The sequence below is a fragment of the Brevibacillus panacihumi genome (assembly GCF_003710985.1).
Taxonomy (GTDB): Bacteria; Bacillota; Bacilli; order Brevibacillales; family Brevibacillaceae; genus Brevibacillus; species Brevibacillus panacihumi.
Genome location: NZ_RHHT01000026.1, coordinates 72,984 through 99,326, shown reverse-complemented (window position 1 = coordinate 99,326; position 26,343 = coordinate 72,984). Strand labels below are relative to the sequence as shown.

The following is a 26,343-nucleotide window of genomic DNA, read 5'->3' as shown; positions in this document are numbered from 1 at the left end:
AGTGGAAGTTTACCGAATGGTTTCCCTTTTTGAAAATGTATGGTATTCTGTTCTCAAAATCATAACTTTCAAACGATAATGGCAAATCTAATGAAAATTAGAGACGCAAAGCTAGAGGGCCTTCCTTCTTCATGAAGATGGCAGCCAGCTTCCGAAAGGGGAGTTACATATGTTCAAAAGCCGATTGACGTTGGCTTTATTAAGTATTTTCTGTTTGACTGTTCCCGTCACTGCTTGGGCGAATTCATCTGCTTCTCGCATCGATGTAAGCGAGTTGAGCCATGGTGTCGTGTCCATACAGAAGGACCCTGCTAGGGGCAGCGAAAAGGTGAAAATCACCAAAGGGAACCAACATTTTTATTACAGTATCGAGGCGAATAATCGCTTTCCCTTGCAATTGGGAGATGGTACGTATACGATCTCTGTTTTGGAAAATGTCATGGGGAATAAGTATCGTATGGTTGAAAACAGAGAGGTAGTCCTGACCGCATCCAGCCAGGAAGCTGTCTATCTACAGCCAATCCAGATGATTTACTGGAATGAGCAAACACAGGCGATTGCGAAAGCCCGCGAGTTGACCAAGGATTTGAAGACCGACAGGGAAAAAGTCGCCGCGACTTACAACTATATCATTCAAAACGTTCAATACGACTATGAGAAAGCAAAGGTCGTCACTAGCGAATATATCCCTTCGGTAGATGCGACTCTGCAAGTCGGACAAGGCATCTGTTATGATTATTCGGCTCTGTTTGCGGCCATGCTCCGCAGCGAGGGCATCCCGACCAAGTTGGTCATGGGAAAAAAGAATGACATTGTGCAGTATCATGCCTGGAACGAGATCTATTTCAAAGATACCAATGAATGGGTCACCATCGATACGACATATGATTCGATCATGTCGAAGGGCACGAAAAAACCGACCATGATCAAAAATAAAAGCGAGTATATTACAGAAAAACAATTCTAAAGCGTCAGCAGGCCAAACAGCCGCTCCATCTCTGGAAAGAGAGGGGGCGGTTTTTTCATTCTCTGTGATTCAGAAAATATTCAGTTTGTATTTGTAAGCTATCTGTTGGAACAAAATTGGGGACAAGGGTGTACCCTATTACATCTTGAGGTAAATCTCCATGACGTACTGCCTTGTCATCTAAAAATGCGAGGTGAACATTATTAGAATGTGGGAGAGAAGGAGAGTCCTGTCTGTCTATCTCGTATTCGCTTTACTGTTGAATCTATTCATGCCAACTACATTTGTCAGCGCGAATGAAGGATTACAAGATGCAGGGGTTAGCGTGGAAGACACTCAACAGCAAGACGAGTCAGGGGTTGGGACAGAGTTGGACACAGAGCCGGGAGAAGAACCGGTGCCAGTCCCTACTTCTCCAGTACCGGAGGGCGGACAGGAAATTACGGAAAATATCATTGAGAGCGTAGTCATTAAGGACGCAGACGACAAGAATATTACAACGGTTAGGCCAAATGTCGGGGATCGTGTAAAAGTCTACTATACTTGGAAACTCCCTGCGGGCCATGGTTACGTGGATGGAGACTATTTTACCTTCTCTCTCCCGGATGAGTTTGGAACAAACCGGGAGTTGGAGGGTAATTTGGAAGGGGAATCCGGGATTTACGGTACCTTTCTAGTGACACCGGAGGGAAAAGTTACTTTCACGTTTGACAGTAATATTGAGGATGAAGAAGTAACTGGTAACTTCTGGGTTTGGAGAGAATTTGACGAAGAGAAGCTTAACGGAAGTACCAGACAACCGATTGAATTCGATTTCCCCAACGAGATTATTAACGTCCATTTCAAAAGCAAAAGTGATGAAGAAATGGACAAACGTGGCACCCCCGATAGAGGAATGAATCCAAGCGTGGTTGACTGGGAGGTCGACTTTAACAAGGGTGAAAAGAATATTTCCAATGCCAGCTTAGAAGATACCATTCCCGAGGGGCTTGAACTTGTTCCCGGATCTATCCGGGTGTACAAGCTGAAGGTCATGTTAAATGGAAGCGTAAGTGAGGAAAACGCCTTTAATGGATTTACGGACTCCTCGAGCGGAAACCAGCTTCAATTAAGTTTCGGCAATATTGAAGATGCCTATCGTGTAACGTACCAAACCAAAGTTGTCGGGGAAAAGACTAGCTACACAAATAGCGCGAAGGTTGTAGGAGACGATTATACCAAGGAAGATTCCGCAACCGTCTCGGTGAAATTTAGCCAGCCACTTGCGAAAAAGTCGCTCAATTACGATCAAATCACGCAAACGATAACCTGGTCTGTCGAGTACAACTACACTGAGCGTTCTATCCTGCAGTCAGATGCCTGGATCGAAGACAAAGTCTTCACCAATAAGCAGGGAATGACCCAAGGATTTGATGAGAGTTCGCTAAAGGTTTATAACGTTACAATCAACAGTGATGGCACAGGTAGCAGGGGACAACAGGTTGACCCAAGTAAATACGATGTGACTGTAAACGACGCTGAGGATGGTTATAAGCTCCACTTTAAACAGGATATTAATTCCGCTTACGAGATTGTGTACGAGACAAAGGCAAATGAACGCGTTCGTGAAAGTGCTACAGTGACGAACGAGGTCAAGATGCACGATGGCAGGACAGAGACTGTGACGAGAGGTATCTCTCAGGTCATTTTCTGGAAAAATGCCAAAAATGAAGAGATTGATTACGACAAAAAAACCATACGTTGGAAAATGGGTTTGAACTACGATAAATATGTGATGAACAACGTCGTCATCACGGACACATATGAGGGACAGGGATTGAAGCTGATTGAAGAAAGCCTGACGATCCCAGGACTGGACAAGGGTACTCATTATGTGGTAGAACCCATTGAACCTGACGATACGGAATTATCGAAAGGGTTTAGAATTATCTTCCAACAGGAAATCAGCTCCTCTTACGATATCGAGTACAGAACCAGCTTCGACCCAAATCTCTTCAATCGCGACATTACCAACCTCGGAAAGCTGACTTGGCTGGAGAATGGGGAGACTTATGAGAAAAGTAGTTCCGCTAAAGTATCTCCAGACAATTACACCAAGAATAACGGAATGAAAACAGGAACATATGACCCCAGAACCAAACGGATCACCTGGATTATCGATGTTAACTACAATAAGCAAACCATCCAGAATCCAGTCATCACGGATTACTACCAAGAAGATATGGATTTCATTGAGGAATCACTGAAAATCTATCATCTGACCTTGAAAGGTGGAGCCGATCAGGTAGAAGTGGGAGCTGAGGTTTCGAAAGACAAATATTCTTTTGTGGGCGATTTAGGTGATAGAGAAGGGACAAAAGGGTTTCAGCTTACATTGGATGGGCCAATTTCCACCTCCTATCGCATTGTCTACCAGACAAGCCTGGAAGGTACCGAGGTGCTGAAAGAGTACCAAAACGATGCCGTTCTGAGAGATGGTGATGGGCTGCCACTCTTCCGGCAATCCGCTTCTGTGAAGCCCAGATATGGTGGGGAGTATGTCGCAAAGAAAGGTGAGCAGGGAAAAGGAGCCGATTCGGAACTAGCTTTCTGGACGATTTACTTGAATCGCAATCAGTCCTGGCTTGCTGCGGGAGAAGCAGTTACCGATACCTTATCTGAAAATCAGATGCTCTTGCCAGACTCCATCAGGCTGTATGAGACAACAGTAGATGCGAGCGGGAATGTGACCAAAGGAGCCCTTGTGGATCCGCAACAGTACAATTTGTCGATCCTTACACCTGCTGAAGGAAAGCATTCCTTTACACTGACCTTCAAGCATCCGATTGAGAAACCGTATATCTTGGAGTATCAATCGTTTATCAACGCTGGTGACGGGGAGACCATCGAGAACAGCGCATCTTTTAACGGAAAAGTTGCCTATGCGGTCGATACAGAAGGAAATGTAGGAATCAAAGTAAGTCTGGCTGGAGCTGGAGGCGATGGTTACCCTCAAGGCAAAGAATATTTAAGCATTGTAAAAACCGATCAGGATACGCATATTCCTTTGGCTGGCGCGGTCTTCGAACTCTATGACAAGTCAGGTAAAATGCTTCTTGAAACACTGGAACCAACAGATGCCAATGGAGTTACGACAACGAAGAAGAAGTACAACTTCCGGGAATACGTGCTAAAAGAGGTGTCGGCCCCATCTGGCTATGTGATCGACGAGGCATACAGAAGCGGGAAGATTGTGAAGCTGACTGATGCCAATCATGAATTCCCGGTTGTCAACAAGAAAGGCAAATGGAGCGTATTATTGAAGAAAGTAGATGCAGAGTCCGGACGAGGACTTGCAGGCGCTGAGTTCAAGCTCCAGCGCAAAAACGTCAGTGATTTTGAGGACGTGGCTTACCCTGCCACGCTCGTGTCGAATGTAAACGGGGAGCTTTATCTGGAAGAATTACCGCCTGGAGAGTATCAATTGATCGAAACGGTTGCACCAAAGGGGTACAAGCTTGATGAGACTCCAATTACGTTCACAATTGAACAGTTCCAGACGGTAATCGTCGAAAGAACGAAGGAGAACGAAGCTTATTACGGCTCTGTGAAAATCGTGAAAGTCGACGAACATGACAACAGCATCTCGCTAACAGGCGCTGTGTTTGAGCTTCGGGACGGAGACGGCAATCCAGTGAAGGAGAACCTGACGACAGATGAACATGGTGTACTCGAACTAACAAATCTGAAAGCGGGTAAATATCAGCTTGTGGAGATAGTTGCTCCTACTGACTATGTCAGAGAGCAGGAACCGCTGGAGTTTGAAATCACAGACGAACAACTAGTAGGACCGCTTCTATTCACTAACAAAATGATTCCGGGCGAAGTGAAATTAACCAAAATCGAATCCGGTCGTCCCAACGTTACATTAAAAGGAGCGCAGTTCAGGATTCTTGACGAAAACAAGAACCCAATCCTGAGCGGATTGTCCACGGATGACAACGGTGAACTGCACGTTGACGATCTCAGACCAGGCACATACTACTTCGAGGAGACTAGGGCACCGAGCGGTTATGTCATCAAGGATAGACTGACTGAGTTTACCATTGAAAAAGGGAAAGTCACGCTTATTACCGTCGAAAACAACCGCTATTCCGGCGGCGGAGGTGGCGGAGGCGGCGGAGGCGGAACTCCTGATCCAGAACCGCCAGTAGATCCACCGGTTGATCCGGAACCGCCAGTCGATCCGCCAGTTGATCCGGAACCACCAGTCGATCCACCGGTAGATCCAGAACCGCCAGTCGATCCACCGGTAGATCCGGAACCGCCAGTCGATCCACCGGTAGATCCGGAACCGCCAGTCGATCCACCGGTAGATCCAAAGCCGGATCCGGAGAAACCAGAGAAGCCGGACAAGGACAAACCGGACAGAGATAGACCGGACAGAGACAAACCGGATCGGCCAGGTTCATCGGGTGGGACTGATAAGAAACCTGAACAACCAGGCGTACCGACCCAACCTACTCAACCAGTAGAACCAACAACACCAATAGAGCCATCAGTACCGACCGAACCAACGGATACAAATCCGAATACGGTAGAACCTGATCCGACAGCCCCGACTCCTGCTCCGGAAGGACCTGGGAATCAAGGGCCAGGAAAGGGAACGACAGGGACAGACGAGCCTCTTTACGAAGTAGACGGGAATGTTCCTGCTGGAGGTCTGTATCCAGACAAGGATGCTTCGGGCAAAGCAAAAGTTTTGCCGAAGACAGGGGAAGAAAGTCATCTGCCGCTGCAATTGCTGGGGGCAACCCTGATTGCGCTGGGAGCATGGCTCTATAGTAGGAAGCGCATTGGCCGCAACCACTAATCTTTTCTCGTAACGAGGTATAGCCTGCTGACAGAAGTCAGCAGGCTTTTTTTACCCTATTTTTATAGTTGTCGACGGGCCAAACCACTAGGCCATTCAGAAAATATTCAGAGTGAATTTATAGGCTAAGATGGGAGGATGTAACGTATTTTCCTTCTGATAGTGTCTTGGATAATGGGAGGCATTCGATTGGTATTACGGACAACGCAAGTGCTCAATGAAAAAGCAATCCTTGCCGCACTCGAAAAATCTTTTGCTATGATTGAATTTAATATCCATGGAGAAGTGCTATGGGCAAACGAAAATTTTGCTCAGGCGATGGGCTACCGTGTACAGGAGTTAGTCGGCGTACACCACCGGCAATTTTGTACAGCAGAATTCGCCAATAGTTCTGATTACCGGTTATTGTGGAATAACCTGAGAAACGGGAAGATGTTTCAGGAGAAAATCGTACGTCTGGCGAAGGATGGGAGAATGCTTAATCTGGAAGCGACGTATATGCCCATTCATGACGAAAATGGTCGAGTCGTTGCAGTTCTCAAGGTGGCGACAGACATAACAGAGCGAGAATCTGCAAAAGCTCAAATAACTAGCGAACTGAAAAGTATGTCAGAAGAGCTGCTGTCACGTACAGAGGAAGGCATAACCCGCAATCAACAAGTATCTTCGGCAATTGTTCGTTTGACAGAAGACAATAAGAGAAATTTGGGGTATCTTGATGACTTGGAGCAGCAGAATATTGCCGTTCAACGAATTGTGAAGACAATTCGGCAATTTGCCTCGCAAACGAACCTGCTTGCGTTAAATGCAGCGATTGAAGCGGTGCATGCCGGGGAACATGGAAGAGGCTTTCATGTCGTAGCTACTGAAGTGCGAAAGTTAGCGGAGAAAGTACAACAAGCTACACAGGAGATTCAAGCTACTATAGAGGGGATTTCCCAGCATGTCGAAAGAGTCAGTGAAGGAATGAAGACCTCTCAAATGGTCATTACCGACAGCCAACAACAAATTCAGCATGTAGTAGAAGAATTTGCAGGGATCGGCGAAGCTGTTGGCAAGTTGGATAAACAAGCAAAAACATTAAGTCGGATGGTATGACGAATAGGAATCGTTTCAACGAAGTGACCAAGCCTGCTGAATACAATCAGCGGGCTTTTTTCATTTTTATTCGTTCCGCTGCATCATTCCAAACAAAGGGTAATCATCCAATTCGCTGGGCATACTTAACCCATGAATCATTCACCTTCGGGAGATGACGACAGCATGGGTGAGACGTTTCAACAATGGGCATCCAGAACGGGCGACCTAGAGGTGGAGCATGTAGACGGGGAAGGCGGTCGTCTCCGCCTCTATTACCTAAGCACAATGGCAGACAAAAAAGCGGTTTATCAACACGTGCTGCCTCGACTGCAGGAACTGGATTTAACCACTGTCACTTTGCCGCAAATCGAGAGCAAAATCGGCATAACCGTAGATCAACGCCTGTACAGTAAAAAACAGGTCATTGACCGACTTCTTCAAGGCGATATTTATATTCATCTGGATCAAGCAGAGTATGGCGTGTATTTCCCTTCTGACGGCACCCAAGGACGGCAAGTCAGTCCACCAGAGAATGAAACGAACATATTGGGTCCCAAAAACTCGTTTGTAGAGTCTTTAGACGTTAATCTCTCTTTGATCCGAAAGTACATCAAGTCTCCGCTATTATCGTACGAGCGGCTTCAGGTTGGTGAAACTGCACCCGTGGATGTCGCCCTGCTTTATGTAGAAGGGATCTCTAACCCGATCAATGTTCAAACGTTGCGCCAACGTATACAGGATTTAGTAATACCCGGAGTTCCGGATGCCAGTTTCTTGGCGCAATACATTAAAGACAACGATTTTTCTATGTTTCCACAACTGCTTACTACCGAGAGGCCAGACCGGACAGTCGCTGGGTTGATGCAGGGTCAGGTTGCCGTTCTAGTGGAAGGCAGCCCCAGTGCCTTGATGGGGCCGACTACCTTTTCACAACTGTTCCATGCGGTGGAGGATTCCTATTTTCGTTGGATGATCTCCAGTTTTTTGCGGATGCTTCGATCAGGCGCGATTCTGTTGGCTTTGATCTTTACTCCTGTCTATGTCGCGATTTTGACCTTTCACTATGAAATGATTCCCGTGGACCTATTGATATCACTGGCCCAATCCCGTTCTCGGGTCCCTTTCCCGCCTCTGATGGAGGCGATTTTGCTGGAAGGCATCATTGAGCTTTTGCGTGAGGCAGGTGCCCGGCTGCCGACGAAAATCGGGCAAACCATCGGTATCGTGGGCGGTATCGTAATCAACAAGCTATTGTGCAGGCGGGCTTTACCAGCAATATCTTGATTATCATTGTCGCGCTCGGAGCCCTTTCATCATTTAGCTCACCCAGTTATTCACTGGGTGCCGCCATTCGGGTACTGCGATTCCCCATCATTCTGTTAGCGGGGATCTGGGGGGGATTCGGGATTGTTGTCGGTCTGAGTTTTTTGGTGTCACATCTGCTGAGGTTGACAAGTTTGGGCAGCCCGTACCTCGAGCCGCTGTATCCATTGCGTTTATCTGACTTGAAAGACAGTATCATCCGGATGCCGATTTCCTTTTTCTCTTTACGCCCCAAAATATACCGCCCTCTGGACATAAGGCGGTTTGATCCCCAAAAAGGAAGGCAGCATGAAGACATCGATGAGTAGGTGAGAGTCCATGCAAGTCAACGTATTCCCGAAGGCAACGAATCAAATTCCTGCCTATCTCTTCTTTTTTTTGATTTATTCGAATCAGGTCGGTGTTGGCGTATTGGGGTTCGAGCGAGTGATCGTAAGAGAAACTGGTTATGACGCATGGATATCGGTCATCCTCGGGGGTCTGGCCGTCCATCTCGTCATGTGGCTGATCGGCCGAACGCTTAAAAGGTACCCATCCTCTGATTTATATGGAATCAATCACGATGTATTTGGCAAGCGGATCGGCAGTCTTTTTAATTATGGGTACATGCTGTATTTCGTACTGGTTACGATTATGATCATGCGGGATTACATTGAAGTGCTGCAGACGTGGATGTTTACCGAAATAACGACGTGGATTGTCGCGGCCATCATATTGGGATTGGCCCTCTATACGATTCTCGGGGGCATCAGGGTGATCACCGGGTATGTCTTTATCAGTTTCATTATGACGATATGGCTGATCAGTTTTCTGTATTTTCCTTTCCAGCACGCCAGGTGGTCCTACCTTTTTCCGGTTGCGGATTCCACGATCCTGGAGTTACTCGAAGGAGCGAGACGTATGTCTTTGTCGCTGATTGGCTTTGAAATCCTTTACATGCTGTATCCATTCGCCCAAAACAAAGAAAAAGCCCGTGTCTTCGCCCAATACGGTGTACTGTTCACGAATCTGGTCTACCTCATATTGATTATTCTGGCCCTGACGTTTTTCAGCTCGCTGCAGTTGCAGAAAACTACCTGGGCTACACTGACTGTACAGCAGATGGTTCATTTACCGTTTATCGAACGCTTCGAGATGATCATCGTATCGGTTTGGTTATTTGTGATTATGCCGAACGTCATGCTATTTACCTGGAGTGTTGCTCGGGGATTCAAGCGGATGCATCAATGGTCCCATCTGAAATCCACTCTGATCGTACTATTAGCGGTTTTCCTGGGAACGCTGCCAATGATCACCCGAGAACAGGTATCTGCATATACTTCACTCATTTCACAGATCGGTTTTTTTGCTTCTTTTATCTACCCGATCTTTCTCTATCTATGTGTCGTGATCAAGGATTCCTGGCGCAGACGAGGAATGGAGGAGGTGCCGCATGATACGGGGGAATAGTCAACATTTGCCGATACGAAAAATACTGTTGCTTTTCTTGTCTTTGCTGCCTGTTCTGCTAATTAGCGGTTGTCAGCCTACCCAAGTGTTGGACGAGACTACGTTGATTACAGGAATGGGATTTGATCTGTTGGATGACAAGCTTATCCGTGCGACTGTTACGGCTCCCGTAGTCAGTTCTATGGTCCAGCAAAATGATCAGGTGGTGTCCGTCACGGGGACGACGCTATACGGGATCATGAATTCTTTGGATCTCCAATTGGATCGTAGACCTCGCCTGGGCCAATTGCGTATTGTCCTCTTTAGCGAGGAGATGGCAAGAAAGGGGATTTACCCCATCACCGGGGCTTTGAATCTCGTGGAGGTGGGAATTCGCCCCTACATCGGTATTGTCGACGGGAAAGCCTATGATCTTGTGAATGCCTCATACCCGGCGCAGGGGAATATAGGCATATATCTTTACAACATTATTTATAAAAACGTGCGGGGAGAACAACTCCCTTCTCCGACACTTCACGAGTTTATGCGCGATTATTATGGGACTGGAAGCGACCCGTTTTTGCCATACATCGAGCGATTGGGGAATGGCATTAAAGTCAAAGGAGTCGCTTTGTTAAAAAATGATCGGTTCGTCGGTTGGGTGAATCCGCATAAGACTTTTTATATCAAGCTGATGCGCGATCAGTTTCGCGCGGGCTTGTTTCAATTGACGATTCCGACCAAGGATTTGGAATCTGTGCATCCGAACGAGATGGAAGAATCGACGCCGATCGTCTTGGACACGCTTCGAAGTCGTCAGACGGTCAAATTAATCTCCGCAAATCCCCCCACTTTTGACGTCTATGTGGAAGTTCACGCGCGTTTGGCGGAAATGAGGGAGAAAGTCAACTTGGAGAGCAAGAAAGTCATCCGAACCATTGAACGAGAAGTGGAAAATAAGATGGAAAAAGAGATGGCGGATCTTCTCAAAACGCTACAGAAAATGGATGTAGATCCAATCGGCTTTGGAGAAACATATCGGTCACAGTCCCATTTTAGGGAGATGGAGAAAGAAGAATGGAGAAAGTTGTACAGGCAAGCCAAATTTACGTTTCGGGTCAATATGGACATCATTCGCCTGAGTATCACCAACTAGAAGATAGCCGCCTGGGATATTCCGGGATGCGCTATCTTTTTCAAATATTTCCTTGAGTCATGTTTAGCAGAAGGAGGATCCGGGAAAGAAAACAGGAGGAGGTATCTTCAATCATGCAATTATCTGATTTTTCTACGTTGCACTAATTTTACATACAAGAAGGTGAATCTAACGATGAAATGGTTTTATCACATCTCGATCTCAAAGAAGCTGATTATTGTCTTTACAGCAGTTTGCCTGTTTATGGTGGGCATTGGCTTTCTCGGCTATGTCTCACTCAACCGAATCAATGAAGATATGAAAGCCATGTACCAGGATCGATTTTTGCCAGTCATTCAACTGATGTCCGTAAACAAGGCTCTGTCTGAAAATACAGTATTGCTGATGAATGCAGCATCGCTTGATCAAGATTATGACAAGCTGGAGCAAGCGGTTGTAGCCAATCAATCCAAGATGAACACAGGCCTGTCCGATTACGGTCAATTGCCGCTCTCCGAGGAGGAGCGGGACATGCTGGAGGGGGCGCAGACCTTATCCAATGCTTACCAAAACAGCATCAATGAGTCCCTGAAATTGCTGAAAAACAACGATCGGATGGGTCTGATCCTGAAGCTGAACAGCAGCGCAACACAGAAGGCAGCGATCGAAGACCGGATTACCTCGCTCGTAGAGACGCAGGACAAGAGGTCGCAGGAGCTTTATCTGCAGTCTCTTAGCCGCTTTGAGCAATCGAGGAACCTCACAATCATTTTGATTGGCGCAGGGATCTTGCTTTCTCTGATTTTTAGCATCGTACTGACCAGAATGATCGCCAGACCAATCAATGAAGTAAAAGGGCGTCTGGTCGAGATGGCCAATGCAGGCGGTGATCTCACACAGCGCCTCCAGGTGAAATCGCGTGATGAGGTTGGTCAGCTATCCCATGAGTTCAACTCTATGCTCGACAGCATCCAGGGCATCATCAAAGAAGTATTGCATGACTCCCAACTCGTATCTGAGACGGCAAACGCACTGGCGGAGCAGGCCAAAAAATCCAGTCAGGCAAGCGAAAATATCGTGTTGACCGTCAAGCAGATCGCGGCTGGCGCGGAAACACAGGTAGAGAGCATTTCCGAGACCTCCGCCTCGATGACACAAATGTCGTCGGGAATTCAGCAAATTTCCGCGAGCACGCAGGAAGTCACTTCCTCTGCCAACATGGCGCGGGAAATGGCGGAAAACGGAAGACAAACGATCGATCAATCCATTGAAAAAATGGAAACGGTCACAACGAATGTTCTGCAAGCGTCGGAAATGATCAAGCATTTGAATCAGAGCTCACAAGCGATCGGGACGGTTATCAATGTGATCAGCGGAATTGCTGCGCAGACGAATCTGCTCTCCCTGAACGCTGGAATCGAAGCTGCCCGGGCATCGGAGCATGGACGCGGATTTGCGGTTGTCGCCAACGAGATTCGCAAACTGGCGGAGGAATCCCATCAGGCAGCGGAACAAATCGCGGTTATGATCAAGCAAATCCAGAATGAAACAACCAAAGTGTCAGCATTCATGATCGCCGAAACGGAAAATGTAAAAGCCGGACTGGAAGCGGCAGAGGAAGCCCGTGATGCGTTCCAGCAAATCCATTCGGCAATCGAGACAGTGGGCAGGCAAATGTCGGAGGTGGCGGCGGCGACAGTTCAGATGTCCGCAGGTACAGAGGAAGTCCTGCAATCCGTCGGGACTGTTGTTCAGGTGGCAGAAGCCGCTTCGGATATGACGCACAAAGCGCAGCAAGATGCTGAAGAGTCGCAAGAAGTGATGAATCAGATGGTTTCTTCCATTTCGTCAATGACGGATATATCACAGCGGCTGCAAAATCTGGTGGTACAGTTCAAGGTGTAGCTTCTTATCGGAAAAGCGCAGGACGAATCTCCTGCGCTTTTCTTTTCGCATAAATCTGACAAAATATAATGGAGTTTTCAGACTTGCGATGCTACAATCAGATTTGTCTGTTTCTCGTCAAGGTTGGGGAGAGATGGACAAGCTCTTATTCATTTCATCGTTCGCAGATAGGTGGAGATCATGATGTTACTGAAAAAGTGGACCAGCGTCCTTCTGGCGACCGCGCTGATGAGCCCGGTATCGGCATTTGCACAGGGGACAAGTCAAGCTGCGGGACAAGCGCCGCAAGGGATCGCAGCCAGCGTCAAACAAGTGATGCCAGCAGATATGGTATTCACGAATGCCGTCGTGTACACCGTGGACCGGAACCGCAATGTCGCCCAGGCGGTAGCGATTCGCGGAGACAAGATCGTCTATGTCGGTACCGACGAGGGCGCGAAAAAGTACATAGGAAGCAAAACAAAAGTAACGGATTTGCAAGGAAAAATGATCTTGCCCGGCTTTATCGACAGCCACACGCACGCAAGCAAAACAACCGGGTTGATCTATTCCATCGACCTGTATGACGGAGGCTCCATCGAGGAATACCTCCACATCATTGAAGCGTTTGTGAAGGAGCATCCGCACGAAAAGGCGCTGCAGGGACGCGGCTGGAGCAATCCTGTGGCGCCGGGCATCGGTCCGAAAAAAGAAGACCTGGACAAGGTGGTTCCGGATGTACCCCTCGCATTGACGTCTGATGACGGCCATTCTCTTTGGGTGAACTCTGCGGCCATGAAGCTGGCGGGCATCACCAAAGATACCCCCAATCCAGAAGGCGGCATTATCGAGCGCGATCCAAAGACGGGGGAACCATCGGGAACTCTGCGTGAAAAGGCAATGGATCTGGTACTGGCAAAAATCGGCGGTTACACCGTCGAGCAGTACAAGAGCGGCATCGAGGAGTATCAGCTCAAAGCGGTCGAACGCGGCGTGACGACAGTGCGCGACCCTGACATGCTGCGTTATCCGAACGTTTTGGAAGCTTACGAAGAGCTGGCGAAAGAAAACAAGCTGACGATTCGCTACCGCAACGCGATTACAGCCGATCCGGACAAGGGTCCTGAGCAGATCGCCGAGTTTGTCAAAATCAGAGAGCGGAATCAAAATCCTCTGTTCCAGGTCAATGCCGTCAAAATCTTCATGGACGGGGTTGTCGAGGGTGCTACGGCATACCTGGAAAAACCGTATGAGCATAAGCACACCAATGGAGAACTGATCTGGAATCCGGAGGTTTACAAAAAAACCGCTGCTGAGGCAGACAAAGCCGGCTTCCAGCTCCATGTCCACTCCATCGGGGATGCATCGACCCGCATCGCGCTCGACGGTATGGAATATGCTGAAAAACAGAATGGCGCCCATGATTCACGCCACTCGCTGGTTCACCTGCAATTGGTGAATCCGGAGGACATCGCCCGTTTCAAAAAGCTGGGCGCAGTCGGTATTGTACAGCCGTTCTGGTTCATGCAGGAAGAGGGCTATTACGATGAGATTGAGGTTCCGTACCTGGGACATGAGCGCGCGCAGCAAGAATACCCGATGAAAAGCTTTATTAATCAAGGCGTCCATATCGCTTCATCGAGTGATTACATCGTGACGCCGGAATTCAATCCGCTGCATGGCATCCAACAAGGGATTACCCGCATTGAAGAGGGAGAAACCGATCCAAGCAAAATCGCCAATCCCGATGAACGAGCCACGTTGGCTGACATGATCGCCAGCTTCACCATCGACGGCGCGTACGCGAATCGCGTGGATGATCTGACTGGATCGATTGAAGTGGGTAAAAAGGCTGACATCATCGTCCTGGACAAAAACCTGTTTTCCATCCCGGTGACAGAAATCAAGGATGCACAAGTCTTGCTCACATTGGTAGAAGGAAAAGAAGTGTATCGCCATCAGGATAAAAAGTAGTCAAACGCAAAGAGGCCGGACCCGATCAGCAAATTTCCTGATTGAGGTCCCGCCTCTTTTTTTCGTCAATCCATTCAGAGTTCCGTCATCCCTGTCCAGGTCGATATGAACGATTCTGCCTGGTACCTGCTGCGAAACCCGCTGATCAGCACTTCACAAGCTTCCCGAAAGACGGGAGTTAGTTGATCGATTCTTTCTTGTGGGCTTTCGCCAGGGAAGGAATGCGTGACGATAATGCCATGCAGGGTATAGAAAAGAATATGCACATTCGTCAAAAGCTGCTCATCCTTCTCCACGAATGGCAAAGAATGCTGAATGGCCAGCTTGAATTTCGCAAATATTTCTAACCGGATTTGATTGATTTCCAGCAAGGGCTGAGTCGCTTCGACAGGGGAGGATTTGACCGTAAAGAGAAAGGGATACGTGTTGCGAAAGGTCAAACCAAAGCGGATCAACGCGAGACAGAGAGTGGTCAGTATTTCATGGGGATGCCCTTCTTGGTCCATGATATCGTCCAGCTGCTTTTTCAGGGCTTTTAGTAGAGGGAGGGAGAGTTCGAGAAGGAGTACTTCCTTTTCCCTGAAGTAAATGTAGATGGCGGTATGCGAACATCCCGCCTTCTTGGCAATTTCGCGCATGGTCACAGCGTCGTATCCGCGGCTCATAAACAACTCTTCCGCCGCGGAGAGGATATTTCGTCTGGTTTCCTCGGCCTTCTTTCCTTGTCTTCTCGACATGATCCGATCACCTCACTGTAACCTTCCAATGATGTTTAATTCCATCAACATACTAAAATCAAGATTGAAAATCCTGATTCGAAAGGTTCATTCTGGGTCAGAAAACGGAAGGGATCTGCCGCTGTCGCTGGCAGATCCCATAGTAAGTCCTATTTCCATAAGGAGATGCCTACGCTTTCTTCTTCCCGAGTGGCAATCTCGTTCATTTTATCTATTTCTACAATGCGTATTGCCCCTCTATGGGAAAGTTCGATGATTCCCATTTCCTTCCATTTGTGAAGGATCTTGTTGACCGTGATGCGGGAGGCATCGATATAGCGGGCAAAGGAGGTCTGGTCGATCGGGACGTTTTCATTTTGATGGATCGAGTGCAGACGGATCAGATAATGCGCCATTTGCTGCTCCACCGGACTGTCCTGAAAAGCGATCACCTCGGCCAAAAGGCGAACTTTAAAGATTTGCGAATTGGTGAACAACACGGCTGCCTGGGGATGATCCATGCAGATATTGTTCAATGCTTCATCGGAAAAGTAGTACAAAATAGAGGGATTCGTCGTAATGGCAGAGGTCAAGTAGGAGCCCTTGTAAGCGCCATGCTCGCCTGACAGCATCCCGACAGGCACGTAATCAATCGTTCGTTCATGTCCATTGGCAGAAAGGAGGATGATTTTAAGTCCGCCGCGATCCAGGTAATAGAAGCCTTTTCCCTGCTCTCCCTGGCGATACACGACTACATTTTTCTTCACCTCCATCTTCTGTCCGTACATCAGGTAAGGAGACCACTGGTAGCGAAGATTCGTCATGAATTCACTCCTTTTCCAAGGATCAACGTGCGCAGATCGACGGGATTACCGTTTCTGTATCCGGGTAGACGGTGGCACGCAGCAGGTCGGGATCCTTGATGGTAAACATCCGGTTTTGGAATTCCACCATGCCTTGCTCTTTCCACTGTCTCAAAATTTTATAGACCGTGATTCGAGTCAGCCCCGCACAGTCAGCCAAATCCTGCTGGGTGAGAGGAACCTCGTAGTTTTTATACTCCTCGCATATATTGAGCAAAAGAGTGGCAATATGCTCTTCGGATGTAAGCGCCTTCATATTTATCGCGGATACGAGCGTCCGCATCTTTTGGTGGATAGTTTGTGTTAATAGGGTTAATAGCTCCGGCTGCACTTTTAGCATCTCTTGAAACTGAGAACAGGAAAAGTGGTAGACGACCGAGTTTTTGGCGGCAATGGCAGAAGTGAAGTGCGTTTGCTGGTCCATCGATTGAATCCCCATGATTTGACCGGGAACGACAATGTTGAGCAAGCGGTCGTTTCCCTTGACGGTAGTGGAAACAATCTTGACCAAGCCCTTATGGAGATAGTAAAATCCTTCTCCCATCGTACCTTGCTTGTAGATGACCGATTTTCGTTTCCAAAATTGTCTGGTTCCGTACTTCAGGAATGCTTCCCACTTCGTGTCTGTTTCAAAAGGAATTACCATAGAGAACACTCCTTCCATTTGGATTGAAGCCTCAAAAAAGGTTATTCAATTGTGCAGCAGACTACTTGCCTTGAATTTGTGACATTTGCTGCAAATGCAGTGCCTCTTCCGTAACCTCATGAATCGAGGAAGCGAGTTGGACAATGCCCTGTGCCTGCTGGTTGGAGAGATTCTTGGAATCCAGGACCATGTTGGACAAAGAGGCCATCTCATTTTGCAAAAAAGAAAGCTTGTCGGAAATATCCTTTGCCAAATTACTGGAATGCAGCGCTAGCCTGCGCATTTCTCCAGCTACGATCGAAAAGCCTTTTCCATGTTCTCCGGCGCGTGCCGCTTCGATCGAGGCATTAAGTCCCAGGACTTCTGACTGTCTGGCGATCTGCGAGATGGATTTCAGCACCGCAAACGTAGCATGCAGACGATCTTGCATCAGCTGCATGGTTTGATACAGGCGTTCACTGTGGGAGGACAAGGATTCCGAGCCTTCCTGCATTGCGCGGGATTGCGCGGAGACCTCCTCTACGATATCGGATAGATGCTGGGCAATCTGAGCCAGCTTGTTCTGACGGTCAAGGCTGACCCCGAAGACAAGGGCGCCACAGACGGCTCCATCTTCCTCGATTGGAAGTGCCCCAGCGACATAAGCGACACCGTACACAGATGAGTCCATCACTTTGGTGATTGGTTTTTTGTTTTTCAAAATGAAATTGGCGAGACTTCCTTCACGGATCGGATCGTCGACGGATAAGCCAAAACGCAAGGATTGTCCTGCGATATAAGTCAGGAATTTCTCTCGATTGGTCACTCCCAGAGTAAAATCCTCCTCGAAGCACAGAACCATTTTATGCATGAGGGGAGCGACGCGAACTACTTGCTCGAGCAGGCTCATCACTTTCAAACTCCTTCACAAACAATGTTTTTTGTTCCAGGAGCATGGTAGAATGCGAATTATGGGAATTGTCTATGATCTCATTATAATTAAAAATTTTAGAAACTTACAGTACATTGGGAATGCAGTAGGAAAAAAAGCGGATAAAAGGTTAAGCAGGTTACAAACGCTGCTGAAGAGTAGCACTTTTTGTCCAAAAAACTAGGATAATACGTTAAGCAATTTACATAGACACTTCTGATATTTCAGTAAAATCGGATTAGTGGCAATTTCATGGCACCGCCGAATTCCTACATTTTTCCGACATTTTTCATCAAAAATTTGAACATTTGGGGGTAAACAATGAAGAGGTTCAAAAAATGGGGTGCTTCCCTGATAAGTGTTTCTCTGCTGGTGCTGATGACGACGGCCTGTGGCGGGGGAGCAACGAATACGTCTTCACAGCCAGCGCCTTCACAGCCTGGTGATGCTGCGCCTTCAACGGACGCTGCCAAGCCAACCTACAACTTTAAGCTGGCTCATATCACGCCGCCGACACATATGTGGCATCTTGCTGCCGAGAAGTTCCGGGATGAGCTGGATCAACGTTCCGGCGGCCGCATGAAGCTGGAAATCTATCCGTCCAGCCAATTGGGTACCGAAGCTGACATGGTACAGCAGATCGCTTCGGGTTCTGTAGATTTCGGTTTCATTACCGCAGCGTATCTGAGTTCCCGTGCGCCATCCTATGCAGCCTGGCTGGCTCCATATGCCTTTAAAGACCTGAATGAAGCCAATGAAGCACGTAAAGCAGAAGTCTCCAAAAAAATCCTCGGCACACTCGAAGAACAAGGCCTCATCGGCCTGGACTACTTCTTCGCGGGTCAGCGCGTGATGCTGTTTAAAGACAAGGAAGTTCTCAAACCGGAAGACATGGCCGGTCTCAAGCTTCGCGTCACACCGAGCCCGCCGCTGACTGATTTCTACAAGTCTGCAGGGGCTGCTACGGAAGGCTTGCCGCTGCCAGAAGTATACTCTGCTGTACAGACAGGCGTAATCGACGGCATGGACATGGATCTGGATGCTACCATTTCCAACAAATACTATGAGGTCGTCAAATACGGCGCAGTCACCAACCACATGGTGTGGCCGGCTGTAGCGATGGCGAGCAAGGCAAACTTCGACAAGATGCCGGAAGAGGACAAGCAGATCATCCGCGAAGCAATCGACGCGGCAGCAAATTTCTCTGCGACGACGAGAGCGGGACAGGAAGAAGAGTTCAAGAAGACCCTGAGTGACAATGGCATGAAAATTTATGAAATCGATTCCAAGCTGTTTGAACCATACATGAAGCAGTTCGATGAAAAATATGGTCCAACAGACCCTCTCATCAAAGAATTCCTTGATACATTCCGCAAATAGCAAGCGAGGGGGAAATTATGATGAAAGCATTGAGCGATGGCATATCCAGAATTGAAAAGCTCCTAGGCATTGTGCTGATGTTGGCAATGGCCGTCGTCGTTACGTTAGCAGTCGTCTTTCGCTATTTGCTTAATGCGCCCTTTTCGTGGGCGGGTGAAGTATCTGTCTACCTGCTGATATGGGTCAGCTTTATCGGAGGCAGCCTGGGACTGAAGTACAAGTCCCAGGCCGCTGTTACCATTCTGCTGGATTACTTGCCTGCAAAAGTACAGAAGATCCTGCTGATCATTGGCCATATCTTGATTTTGCTGTTTTTTGGACTCATGCTTTACTACAGCTATCAATGGGTGTTTTCTCCCGGTGTGGCTTTTCAAAAATCGAGCGCCTTGTTGTTGCCGATGTGGATTCCGTTCAGCTCGGTTCCGGTCGGACTTACCTTTGCCACCATTCACGTCTTGTCCAACCTGATCGAGATGTTTAGAGAGGAGGAAGCTCAATGACCGTCCTTGTAATCCTGCTCTTCCTTCTTTTTCTAGTGATCGGGATTCCGATTTCGCTTGTCTTGGGCATGATCACGATCTGTTATTTCTTCCTTATGGGGAATACGACGCTGCTTACCTCTACTCCGATGCGCCTTTTTTCCGGTCTGGAAAACTTCGGACTGCTGGCGATTCCGCTGTTCATGCTGGCGGGTGAGCTCATGAACGGAGGGGGCATCACGACGCGCCTGGTCAAGTTTGCCCGCGTATTTGTCGGACATGTGCGGGGAGGATTGGCGTATGTAACGGTCATCTCCAACATGTTCCTCGCTTCCATATTGGGCTCTGCCAATGCACAAGCTGCGATGATGAGCAAGGTCATGGTTCCGGAGATGGAGAAGGAAGGCTACACGAAGGACTTTGGATCAGCTCTGACGCTTGCCTCCTCCATCGTGGCGCCGATCATTCCACCCAGCATGATTTTTATCATTTACGGCACGTTATCCGGCTCCTCCATTGGTGGCCTTTTCATGGCGGGGATCATCCCGGGAATCATCTATGGCATCGGGTTTATTGGCTTGATCGCCTATATGGGGTACAAGCACAACTTCCCCAAAAGCAATCGTGCTACGGCAAATGAGATGGTCAAAAGCACGGTCAGCGTGCTGCCGGCCCTGCTGGTTCCGGTCGTAATCATTTTCGGTATCTTGAGCGGTGCCTTTACGGCGACAGAATCGGCAGCAATTGCCTGTGTGATTGCTTTTATCGTAGGTGCCTTCCTGTATCGGGAGCTCGATCTGAAGCAGCTGCCGCAAATTTTCATCAATACGGTAATCAGCACGGCGACTGTTACGTTCCTGATTGCCATGGCCAATATCTTTGGCTGGATGATTGCGTTTGAACAAATTCCGCAGTTGATCGCGAATACGATGCTGTCCATTTCGGATAATCCATTTGTCTTCTTGCTGCTGGTCAACCTGCTTCTGTTATTGCTCGGGATGATTTTGGACGGGATCGCCGCCCTGATTATCCTGGTACCTGTCTTGATGCCGCTGGTGACAGCATTCCAGATCGACCCGATCCATTTTGGGGTGATCATCTGTATCAACCTGACGATTGGATTGCTGACGCCGCCAGTCGGTACCGGCCTGTTTATCGTCTCCTCCATCGCAGAGGTGAAGTTCGAGAGACTGGTCAAGGCGACCATGCCGTTCTTAATCGTAGCGATTATCATCCTATTCATTATTACGTACTGGTCAGATGCCGTCCTCTTGGTGCCGCGAATGCTGGGACTGACGACGTAGTCTAAAACAAAAAGCCAAACACATATACATGGCAGGGAAAAGGAGGTTGTCAACGTGAAATTACTGGGGATATCAGGAACGATCATCGGAGCCAAAACAAGTATCCTGGTGCAAAAGGTACTGGATGAGGCAAAGAAGCTTGCTCCCGAGATCGACGTGGAGATGCTGGACCTACGTGATTATCAGATGTCATTGTGTGACGGAAGAGATCCGGCCGCCTACCCGGATGATACCAAAAAGGTAATCGATCTCGTGTCATCGGCGGATTTCTATCTGATTGGTACACCGATTTTCCAAGGCTCGATGACAGGCGCTTTGAAAAATTTGTTCGACCATATTCCTCCACAGGCGATGCGCAACAAGGTGATGGGTTTCGTAGCCAATGGCGGCACCTATCAGCATTATCTGGTCATCGAAAATCAGTTGAAGCCAATCGCGGGATATTTCCGTGCCTACGTGGCACCTGGCTTCGTCTACGCTCACGCGGATCACTTCAACAAGCAAAATGAGATTGTGGACGAGGATGTCCGAAGCAGAATCAGCAACCTGGCGCAGGAGCTGGTGCATATGCAGACAGCGCTGAAAGGTGCATCAAGCGTCTCAAACCAATAAATGCCTCAAAACTAAACCTTCACTGACTAATTCTGTCAGTGAAGGTTTTTTATACTGGGAAATGTACGAGTTCATTTGAGGGAGGAATGGATGATGTTTACGAAAGTAGCCGATTTTGCCGCAGAATGGGAGCAGGAGTCAGCCATAACCGTCAAACTGCTGGAGGCTTTGACGGATGAAGCATTGAATCAGCGGGTTGCAGAAGGACACTGGACATTGGGAGAGATCGCCTGGCACCTGGTCCAATCGATTAACTACATGAGCAGCATGGGGCTTAGCTTTCCTGCACCGCAGGCTGAGCAACCGACGAGTGCAGCTGCGATTGCGGCAGAATACCGCACCATCAGCCGGGAGATGCTGCACGCTGTCATGACACAATGGGATGATGCCAGTCTTCTGGAGGTGAAGGAGATAGCCGGAGGACAGTGGAGAAACGGAGACTCACTCCGACTGACGATCACACACCAGGCCCATCATCGTGGTCAAATGACAGTGTTGATGCGGCAGGCAGGCATGAAGGAGATCCCGAGTATTTTCGGTTAACAGGAGCTGCTATACCAGAAAATGGCCGTATGGTAGAATGGGCAAAACGAGTTCGCGATGAAAACGAGGTGATAGGGACATGTCCAAGGCAGACAACATGTTATCCATTCTCTGGCTGCTCAGATCAGGGAGGAGAATGACAGCGCAGCAGTTGGCGGACGAGTTGGAAATTCATATCCGCACGGTCTACCGCTGCATCGATTCGTTGTGTGCCAGCGGCGTTCCGATCATAGCGGAAGCAGGACATCATGGCGGATACCGGATTATGGATCACTTCTCCAAGGCTCCGCTCCTGTTCAATCAGGATGAACAAAAGGCGCTCATGCATGCTTCGATATTTGCCAAGGAAACGGGCTACCCGTTCACCGAAGACCTCAATCGGGCCATGAAAAAATTGAAACAATATACTAACCAAGACCAACAGGAGCGCATGGATCAACATGCGGAAGGGTTGGCAGTGATTCATCATCCTCCTGATAGCAAGCAGATTATTTTCCTGCAGACGTTGGAGGAAGCACTCTCGCAAAGAGTTTCCGTAGATCTGACATATAAGAAGGAACGAGATACGGAGTCCGTCACCCGCCGCTTTGACCCGTACGGAATCGTATATTGGAAGGGAAGCTGGTACACAGTAGGCTTCTGCCATTTGCGAAAAGCGCTGCGCAGCTTTCGGGCTGACCGGATTGTCGCGGTCAAGCGGACTGACGAAGTCTTCGAGCGCCCTGCTGATTTTTCTGCCAAGGAGTATTTGCTCTCATCCCTGCTTCCTGGCTCCAAGGAAGACGAATCACTGGTGACGGTTCGAATACAAGGACATGAGCATGCCCTCGACGAGCTTTGCAAGCATTGGCTGTTTGGTCACACCCTTGCACAGAGGATGGTGGGGGAGGCAGTCTTCGAGCTGGGGGCTGATTCGTTCCTAAGCTATGTGCCGTATTTTTTGCTCCCTTATGGAAGGGCCATTCGCATCGTGGAGCCGACAGTCCTGATCAGGAAAATGGTAGAGGTCTCACTGGAAATGGCAGCTCATTATCAGCAGTTGCTGCCTTCGCCGGCAGCGGATGTGGAGTAGCGAATAGCGAAGAATGAATAGGAATTTGCTCAGGCCATGTATAGCCTGGGCATTTTTTTTTTGAAAAGATTGTTTGAAAAGCGATCCATTTGGTGACAAATAAAGAACAATCCCTGAAAATGCATGCACTTGACTTGAAACAATCGAAACATTCATATAAACTAAAACTAATATGCATGCTAAATGTTTTGTGTATAAACGAATCAGTGCTTTGTACTCGTGTTTCACAGGGCGTTTTACGGGAAAGTGGCATGATTGCTTTCCCCCTGAATATGGATTGGAGGCGCTTTATTTTTGAGTAAAGGCACCAAGTGAATGGGGGGCATTCTATGGATCATATGATTTTTGAAGTAGGGACAGCACTAATCCTAATTGCCATCGCTTCATTACTGGCAAGCAAGCTGAAGTTTTCCATCATTCCCTTCCTCATCGTACTGGGCATGCTGGTAGGGCCGCATGCACCGACTATCGGGATCTTGGATTTTACGTTTATTGAAAGTCAAGAAATCATTGAATTTATGGGGCGAATCGGGGTTCTTTTCCTACTGTTCTACCTCGGGCTCGAATTTTCTGTCCCCAAACTGATCAAATCAGGCCGAAATATTGTGTTCGGCGGCACCATCTACGTTATCCTCAATTTTTCCTTAGGTCTTGCCTACGGATTCTTCCTCCAATATCCTATCTACGAAACATTAATCATTGCTGGAATGGTCTCCGTCTCGTCCACGGCGATTGTTGCCAAAGTCCTCGTTGATCTGAAGCGAACCGGGAACTCCGAGACGGAATTGATTCTAGGAATGATTTTGTTTGACGACATTTTCCTGGCTGTTTTCCTCTCCGTGATGTCTGGGCTTCTGCTTGGAGGCGCTACTTCTGTAGGGGGCATGATCCTTTCCGTAGCGATCTCGATCGGTTATATGCTGTTGTTCTTCGTCATTGCGCGAAAAGGAACCAAGTTGTTAAACAAAATTCTCAACATCTCTTCCAATGAGATTTTTATCATCGTGGTATTCTCTGCGCTGTTCTTCGTAGCCGGTTTTTCAGAAACCCTGCATGTGGCAGAAGCCATTGGCGCATTGTTGTTCGGTCTCGCCCTGTCAGAGACGGATCATAGCAAACGCATCGAAAAGCTGGTGGTTCCTTTCAGGGATTTCTTTGGCGCTGTCTTCTTTTTCAGCTTCGGATTGGGAATCGATCCCTTGACTTTAGGAAATGCAATCTGGCCGGCTTTGGGAGCCGTAATTTTGACTATCCTAGGTAATGTCATTTCTGGTATGATAGCGGGACGTAAGGCTGGTCTCTCCCACAAGGCATCTACCAATATCGGTCTGACGATCATGGCGCGCGGTGAGTTTACGATCATCGTGGCCAACCTGGGGATCGCGGCCGGCCTGATGCCTATATTGAAGCCTTTTTCCGCCATGTATGTGCTGATACTGGCCATCTTGGGGCCGTTGTTTGCAAAAGAGTCGAAGTACATCTATAAAGGCTTTGACAAGATCTTCAAATGGAGCAAGCCGCAAGAAAAAGTGAAAAACCAAGCGTAACGGAACGGAGGATGGACAAGATGGATTATATTCGCGAATCAGATTTGCCAGGGATTGGGAAGAAGTTCCAGGTGGAAACAAGGTCAGGAGATAAAATGGTGATCGTCATCCATGATGATGGGAGACGTGAGCTGTATCATTTCAACGAGGATGATCCAGACGAGAGCATCTCGATGGTGACTCTCGAGGATGAAGAAGCCAGACAGGTGGCGGCGATTATCGGGGGGATGACCTACAAGCCGAAAGCGCTGGAGACAATCGAAGTCTCTCTGGATGAACTGATCATCGAGTGGTACAAGATCGAATCCCATTTCAAATGCATCAACAAAACCATCGCGGAGCTGCAGGTGCGTCAACGTACCGGCGCAACCATCCTGGCGACGGTCGAAAAAAGCAAACAAAAGATCAATCCCGGGCCCAACGATGTGCTTCAGGCGGAAATGACACTGGTCATGGCGGGAGAGCGGAAGCAGATCAAGCAGTTAAAAGAGCTTCTGGTCCACGGGTAGCAAAAGGGAAAAAGAAACGTGCATCTGACTGTTACGCAAAGGGAGGCTATACCCCAGGCTAACAGGACAGATGCACGTTTTTTTACAGGCATTTACTTGGAGAGATCCAGAAGATTTTGCGACAACGAGGTAAGCTCTTGCACACTGGCTGTGATTTCTTCGGTCGCTGCAGCCTGGGAGTGAACCATTTGCGCACTTTCGTTTATTTTTTCGGACACATCATTGATGGCGTTATTGATTTCCTGAAGGCTCTGCTCAATGTTCTTTACAGCGTCGCGGCTGTGCTTGGCAAGCTTGCGAATCTCGTTGGCTACGACATCAAAGCCTCTACCGTGTTCTCCAGCGCGTGCTGCTTCAATCGCGGCATTCAGACCCAACAAGTGGGACTGATCGGAGATTTCATCGATCAGACGGCTGATTTCCGATGTTTTTTTCGCGTATTCTTTCATATTGGTCATCAATCCGACGATGAACTCCTGAGTCGAGGAGATAGACTGGGCTTTATCTGCGATATCGGTAATCGATGCGGCAATTTGTTCCAGAGATGCGGCGAGATGCTCTGCAGAGGAAGCGATTTTTTCCTGTTGGTCCAAAGACCAGCCGACGCCGAATGCACCGACGGTTGTTCCATTTTCGTCTTTGATTGGCATGGTCACACAACGGAAGGGAACGCCGCGGACTTCTTTGGGAACGTACACGCGCAAGACTTGATCGGCTTCGATCGCATCGTACAAACCATCGCCTTTGACAATGGGACAACCCAAGTAGACGACGTCCAATGTTATACCAGGATGGTAAAAGGTGACCTTTTCCAGATCCGTGATGCAGACCATGACGTCATCATCTTTGTACACTTCGGAAAACAACGGAGATACCTGCATAAGTGAATCGTACATACCCATGTTCTTGTCAATCCTTCTTTCTTGGTAGTAATAATAGACTCGATACCATCGCCATACATGAAAAAGTTTCCCTAAAATGGGTATCGGCAACTATTGTGTCGACAAATAGGGATTAAACGCAAAATAGTACGAAAAATGGCGAATTTTTAAAGTCATTGGATATATTTACTATACCACATGACAAATGTCATATCCTTCACTTGACGTTTATGACTAC

At 48.1% G+C, this 26,343-nt stretch carries 20 protein-coding genes, 1 pseudogene and 1 riboswitch; of the genes and pseudogenes, 16 read left to right on the top strand and 5 right to left on the bottom strand.

The features are described from left to right. Window positions 1–70: 70 nt before the first annotated feature. A riboswitch (cyclic di-GMP riboswitch) is annotated at window positions 71–156 on the top strand. Window positions 157–169: 13 nt separating this feature from the next. The 8 genes and pseudogenes from EDM58_RS12080 (at window position 170) to EDM58_RS12045 (ending at window position 14,643) form a co-directional block, all read left to right on the top strand. Continuing rightward, window positions 170–967 carry a transglutaminase-like domain-containing protein gene (locus tag EDM58_RS12080; RefSeq protein ID WP_122913570.1) on the top strand — a complete coding sequence of 266 codons (798 nt, stop codon included), beginning with the start codon at window positions 170–172 and terminating at the stop codon, window positions 965–967. A gap of 325 nt (window positions 968–1,292) precedes the next feature. Next, window positions 1,293–5,819 (top strand): LPXTG cell wall anchor domain-containing protein, encoded by a 4,527-nt coding sequence (locus tag EDM58_RS12075; protein ID WP_183187493.1) that lies wholly within the window; start codon window positions 1,293–1,295, stop codon window positions 5,817–5,819. A 189-nt stretch (window positions 5,820–6,008) separates the two neighbouring features. Further along, window positions 6,009–6,917 (top strand): methyl-accepting chemotaxis protein, encoded by a 909-nt coding sequence (locus tag EDM58_RS12070; RefSeq protein ID WP_342769011.1) that lies wholly within the window; start codon window positions 6,009–6,011, stop codon window positions 6,915–6,917. Between the two features lie 132 nt (window positions 6,918–7,049). Beyond that, a pseudogene (locus tag EDM58_RS12065) lies at window positions 7,050–8,530 on the top strand (spore germination protein). Window positions 8,531–8,540: 10 nt separating this feature from the next. Then, window positions 8,541–9,671 carry a GerAB/ArcD/ProY family transporter gene (locus EDM58_RS12060; RefSeq protein WP_122913567.1) on the top strand — a complete coding sequence of 377 codons (1,131 nt, stop codon included), beginning with the start codon at window positions 8,541–8,543 and terminating at the stop codon, window positions 9,669–9,671. Then, a complete protein-coding gene (locus EDM58_RS12055; RefSeq protein ID WP_122913566.1) occupies window positions 9,655–10,806 on the top strand; it encodes a Ger(x)C family spore germination protein in 1,152 nt (383 codons plus the stop codon). The genes EDM58_RS12060 and EDM58_RS12055 overlap by 17 nt, the downstream gene beginning before the upstream one ends. 174 nt (window positions 10,807–10,980) lie before the next feature. Next, window positions 10,981–12,690 carry a methyl-accepting chemotaxis protein gene (locus EDM58_RS12050; RefSeq protein ID WP_122913565.1) on the top strand — a complete coding sequence of 570 codons (1,710 nt, stop codon included), beginning with the start codon at window positions 10,981–10,983 and terminating at the stop codon, window positions 12,688–12,690. A 183-nt stretch (window positions 12,691–12,873) separates the two neighbouring features. Beyond that, window positions 12,874–14,643: an amidohydrolase gene (locus EDM58_RS12045; RefSeq protein ID WP_122913564.1), complete on the top strand. Its 1,770-nt coding sequence runs from the start codon at window positions 12,874–12,876 to the stop codon at window positions 14,641–14,643. A gap of 74 nt (window positions 14,644–14,717) precedes the next feature. On the opposite strand, the gene EDM58_RS12040 is transcribed toward EDM58_RS12045, so the two are convergent. The 4 genes from EDM58_RS12040 to EDM58_RS26380 form a co-directional block, all read right to left on the bottom strand. After that, window positions 14,718–15,380 (bottom strand): TetR/AcrR family transcriptional regulator, encoded by a 663-nt coding sequence (locus tag EDM58_RS12040; protein ID WP_122913563.1) that lies wholly within the window; start codon window positions 15,378–15,380, stop codon window positions 14,718–14,720. A 149-nt stretch (window positions 15,381–15,529) separates the two neighbouring features. Further along, entirely contained in the window at window positions 15,530–16,183 is a 654-nt protein-coding gene (locus EDM58_RS12035; protein WP_023556379.1) for a Crp/Fnr family transcriptional regulator, read from the bottom strand. Between the two features lie 22 nt (window positions 16,184–16,205). Next, window positions 16,206–16,868, bottom strand: coding sequence for a Crp/Fnr family transcriptional regulator (locus EDM58_RS12030; RefSeq protein WP_122913562.1), 663 nt, complete (start codon window positions 16,866–16,868; stop codon window positions 16,206–16,208). A 61-nt stretch (window positions 16,869–16,929) separates the two neighbouring features. Then, window positions 16,930–17,757, bottom strand: coding sequence for a methyl-accepting chemotaxis protein (locus EDM58_RS26380; RefSeq protein ID WP_122913561.1), 828 nt, complete (start codon window positions 17,755–17,757; stop codon window positions 16,930–16,932). A 342-nt stretch (window positions 17,758–18,099) separates the two neighbouring features. Between EDM58_RS26380 and EDM58_RS12020 the strand changes: the two genes are divergently transcribed. From EDM58_RS12020 to EDM58_RS11985, 8 genes are all read left to right on the top strand, one after another. After that, window positions 18,100–19,158 (top strand): TRAP transporter substrate-binding protein, encoded by a 1,059-nt coding sequence (locus tag EDM58_RS12020; RefSeq protein ID WP_122913560.1) that lies wholly within the window; start codon window positions 18,100–18,102, stop codon window positions 19,156–19,158. Between the two features lie 17 nt (window positions 19,159–19,175). After that, window positions 19,176–19,658 (top strand): TRAP transporter small permease, encoded by a 483-nt coding sequence (locus EDM58_RS12015; RefSeq protein WP_246000694.1) that lies wholly within the window; start codon window positions 19,176–19,178, stop codon window positions 19,656–19,658. After that, window positions 19,655–20,941, top strand: a complete 1,287-nt coding sequence (locus tag EDM58_RS12010) for a TRAP transporter large permease (RefSeq protein ID WP_122913558.1) — start codon at window positions 19,655–19,657, stop codon at window positions 20,939–20,941. Before EDM58_RS12015 ends, EDM58_RS12010 begins: the two co-directional genes overlap by 4 nt. Window positions 20,942–20,995: 54 nt before the next feature. Further along, window positions 20,996–21,553 carry an NADPH-dependent FMN reductase gene (locus tag EDM58_RS12005; protein WP_122913557.1) on the top strand — a complete coding sequence of 186 codons (558 nt, stop codon included), beginning with the start codon at window positions 20,996–20,998 and terminating at the stop codon, window positions 21,551–21,553. Window positions 21,554–21,643: 90 nt separating this feature from the next. Then, on the top strand, window positions 21,644–22,096 hold the full coding sequence (locus EDM58_RS12000) for a DinB family protein (protein WP_342769008.1): 453 nt from the start codon (window positions 21,644–21,646) through the stop codon (window positions 22,094–22,096). Window positions 22,097–22,175: 79 nt separating this feature from the next. Then, entirely contained in the window at window positions 22,176–23,168 is a 993-nt protein-coding gene (locus EDM58_RS11995) for a helix-turn-helix transcriptional regulator (RefSeq protein WP_122913555.1), read from the top strand. A 329-nt stretch (window positions 23,169–23,497) separates the two neighbouring features. Further along, on the top strand, window positions 23,498–24,715 hold the full coding sequence (locus EDM58_RS11990; RefSeq protein WP_122913554.1) for a cation:proton antiporter: 1,218 nt from the start codon (window positions 23,498–23,500) through the stop codon (window positions 24,713–24,715). A 20-nt stretch (window positions 24,716–24,735) separates the two neighbouring features. After that, window positions 24,736–25,224: a cation:proton antiporter regulatory subunit gene (locus EDM58_RS11985; protein WP_122913553.1), complete on the top strand. Its 489-nt coding sequence runs from the start codon at window positions 24,736–24,738 to the stop codon at window positions 25,222–25,224. A 92-nt stretch (window positions 25,225–25,316) separates the two neighbouring features. On the opposite strand, the gene EDM58_RS11980 is transcribed toward EDM58_RS11985, so the two are convergent. Then, window positions 25,317–26,126, bottom strand: a complete 810-nt coding sequence (locus tag EDM58_RS11980) for a methyl-accepting chemotaxis protein (RefSeq protein ID WP_122913552.1) — start codon at window positions 26,124–26,126, stop codon at window positions 25,317–25,319. Window positions 26,127–26,343 lie beyond the last annotated feature (217 nt).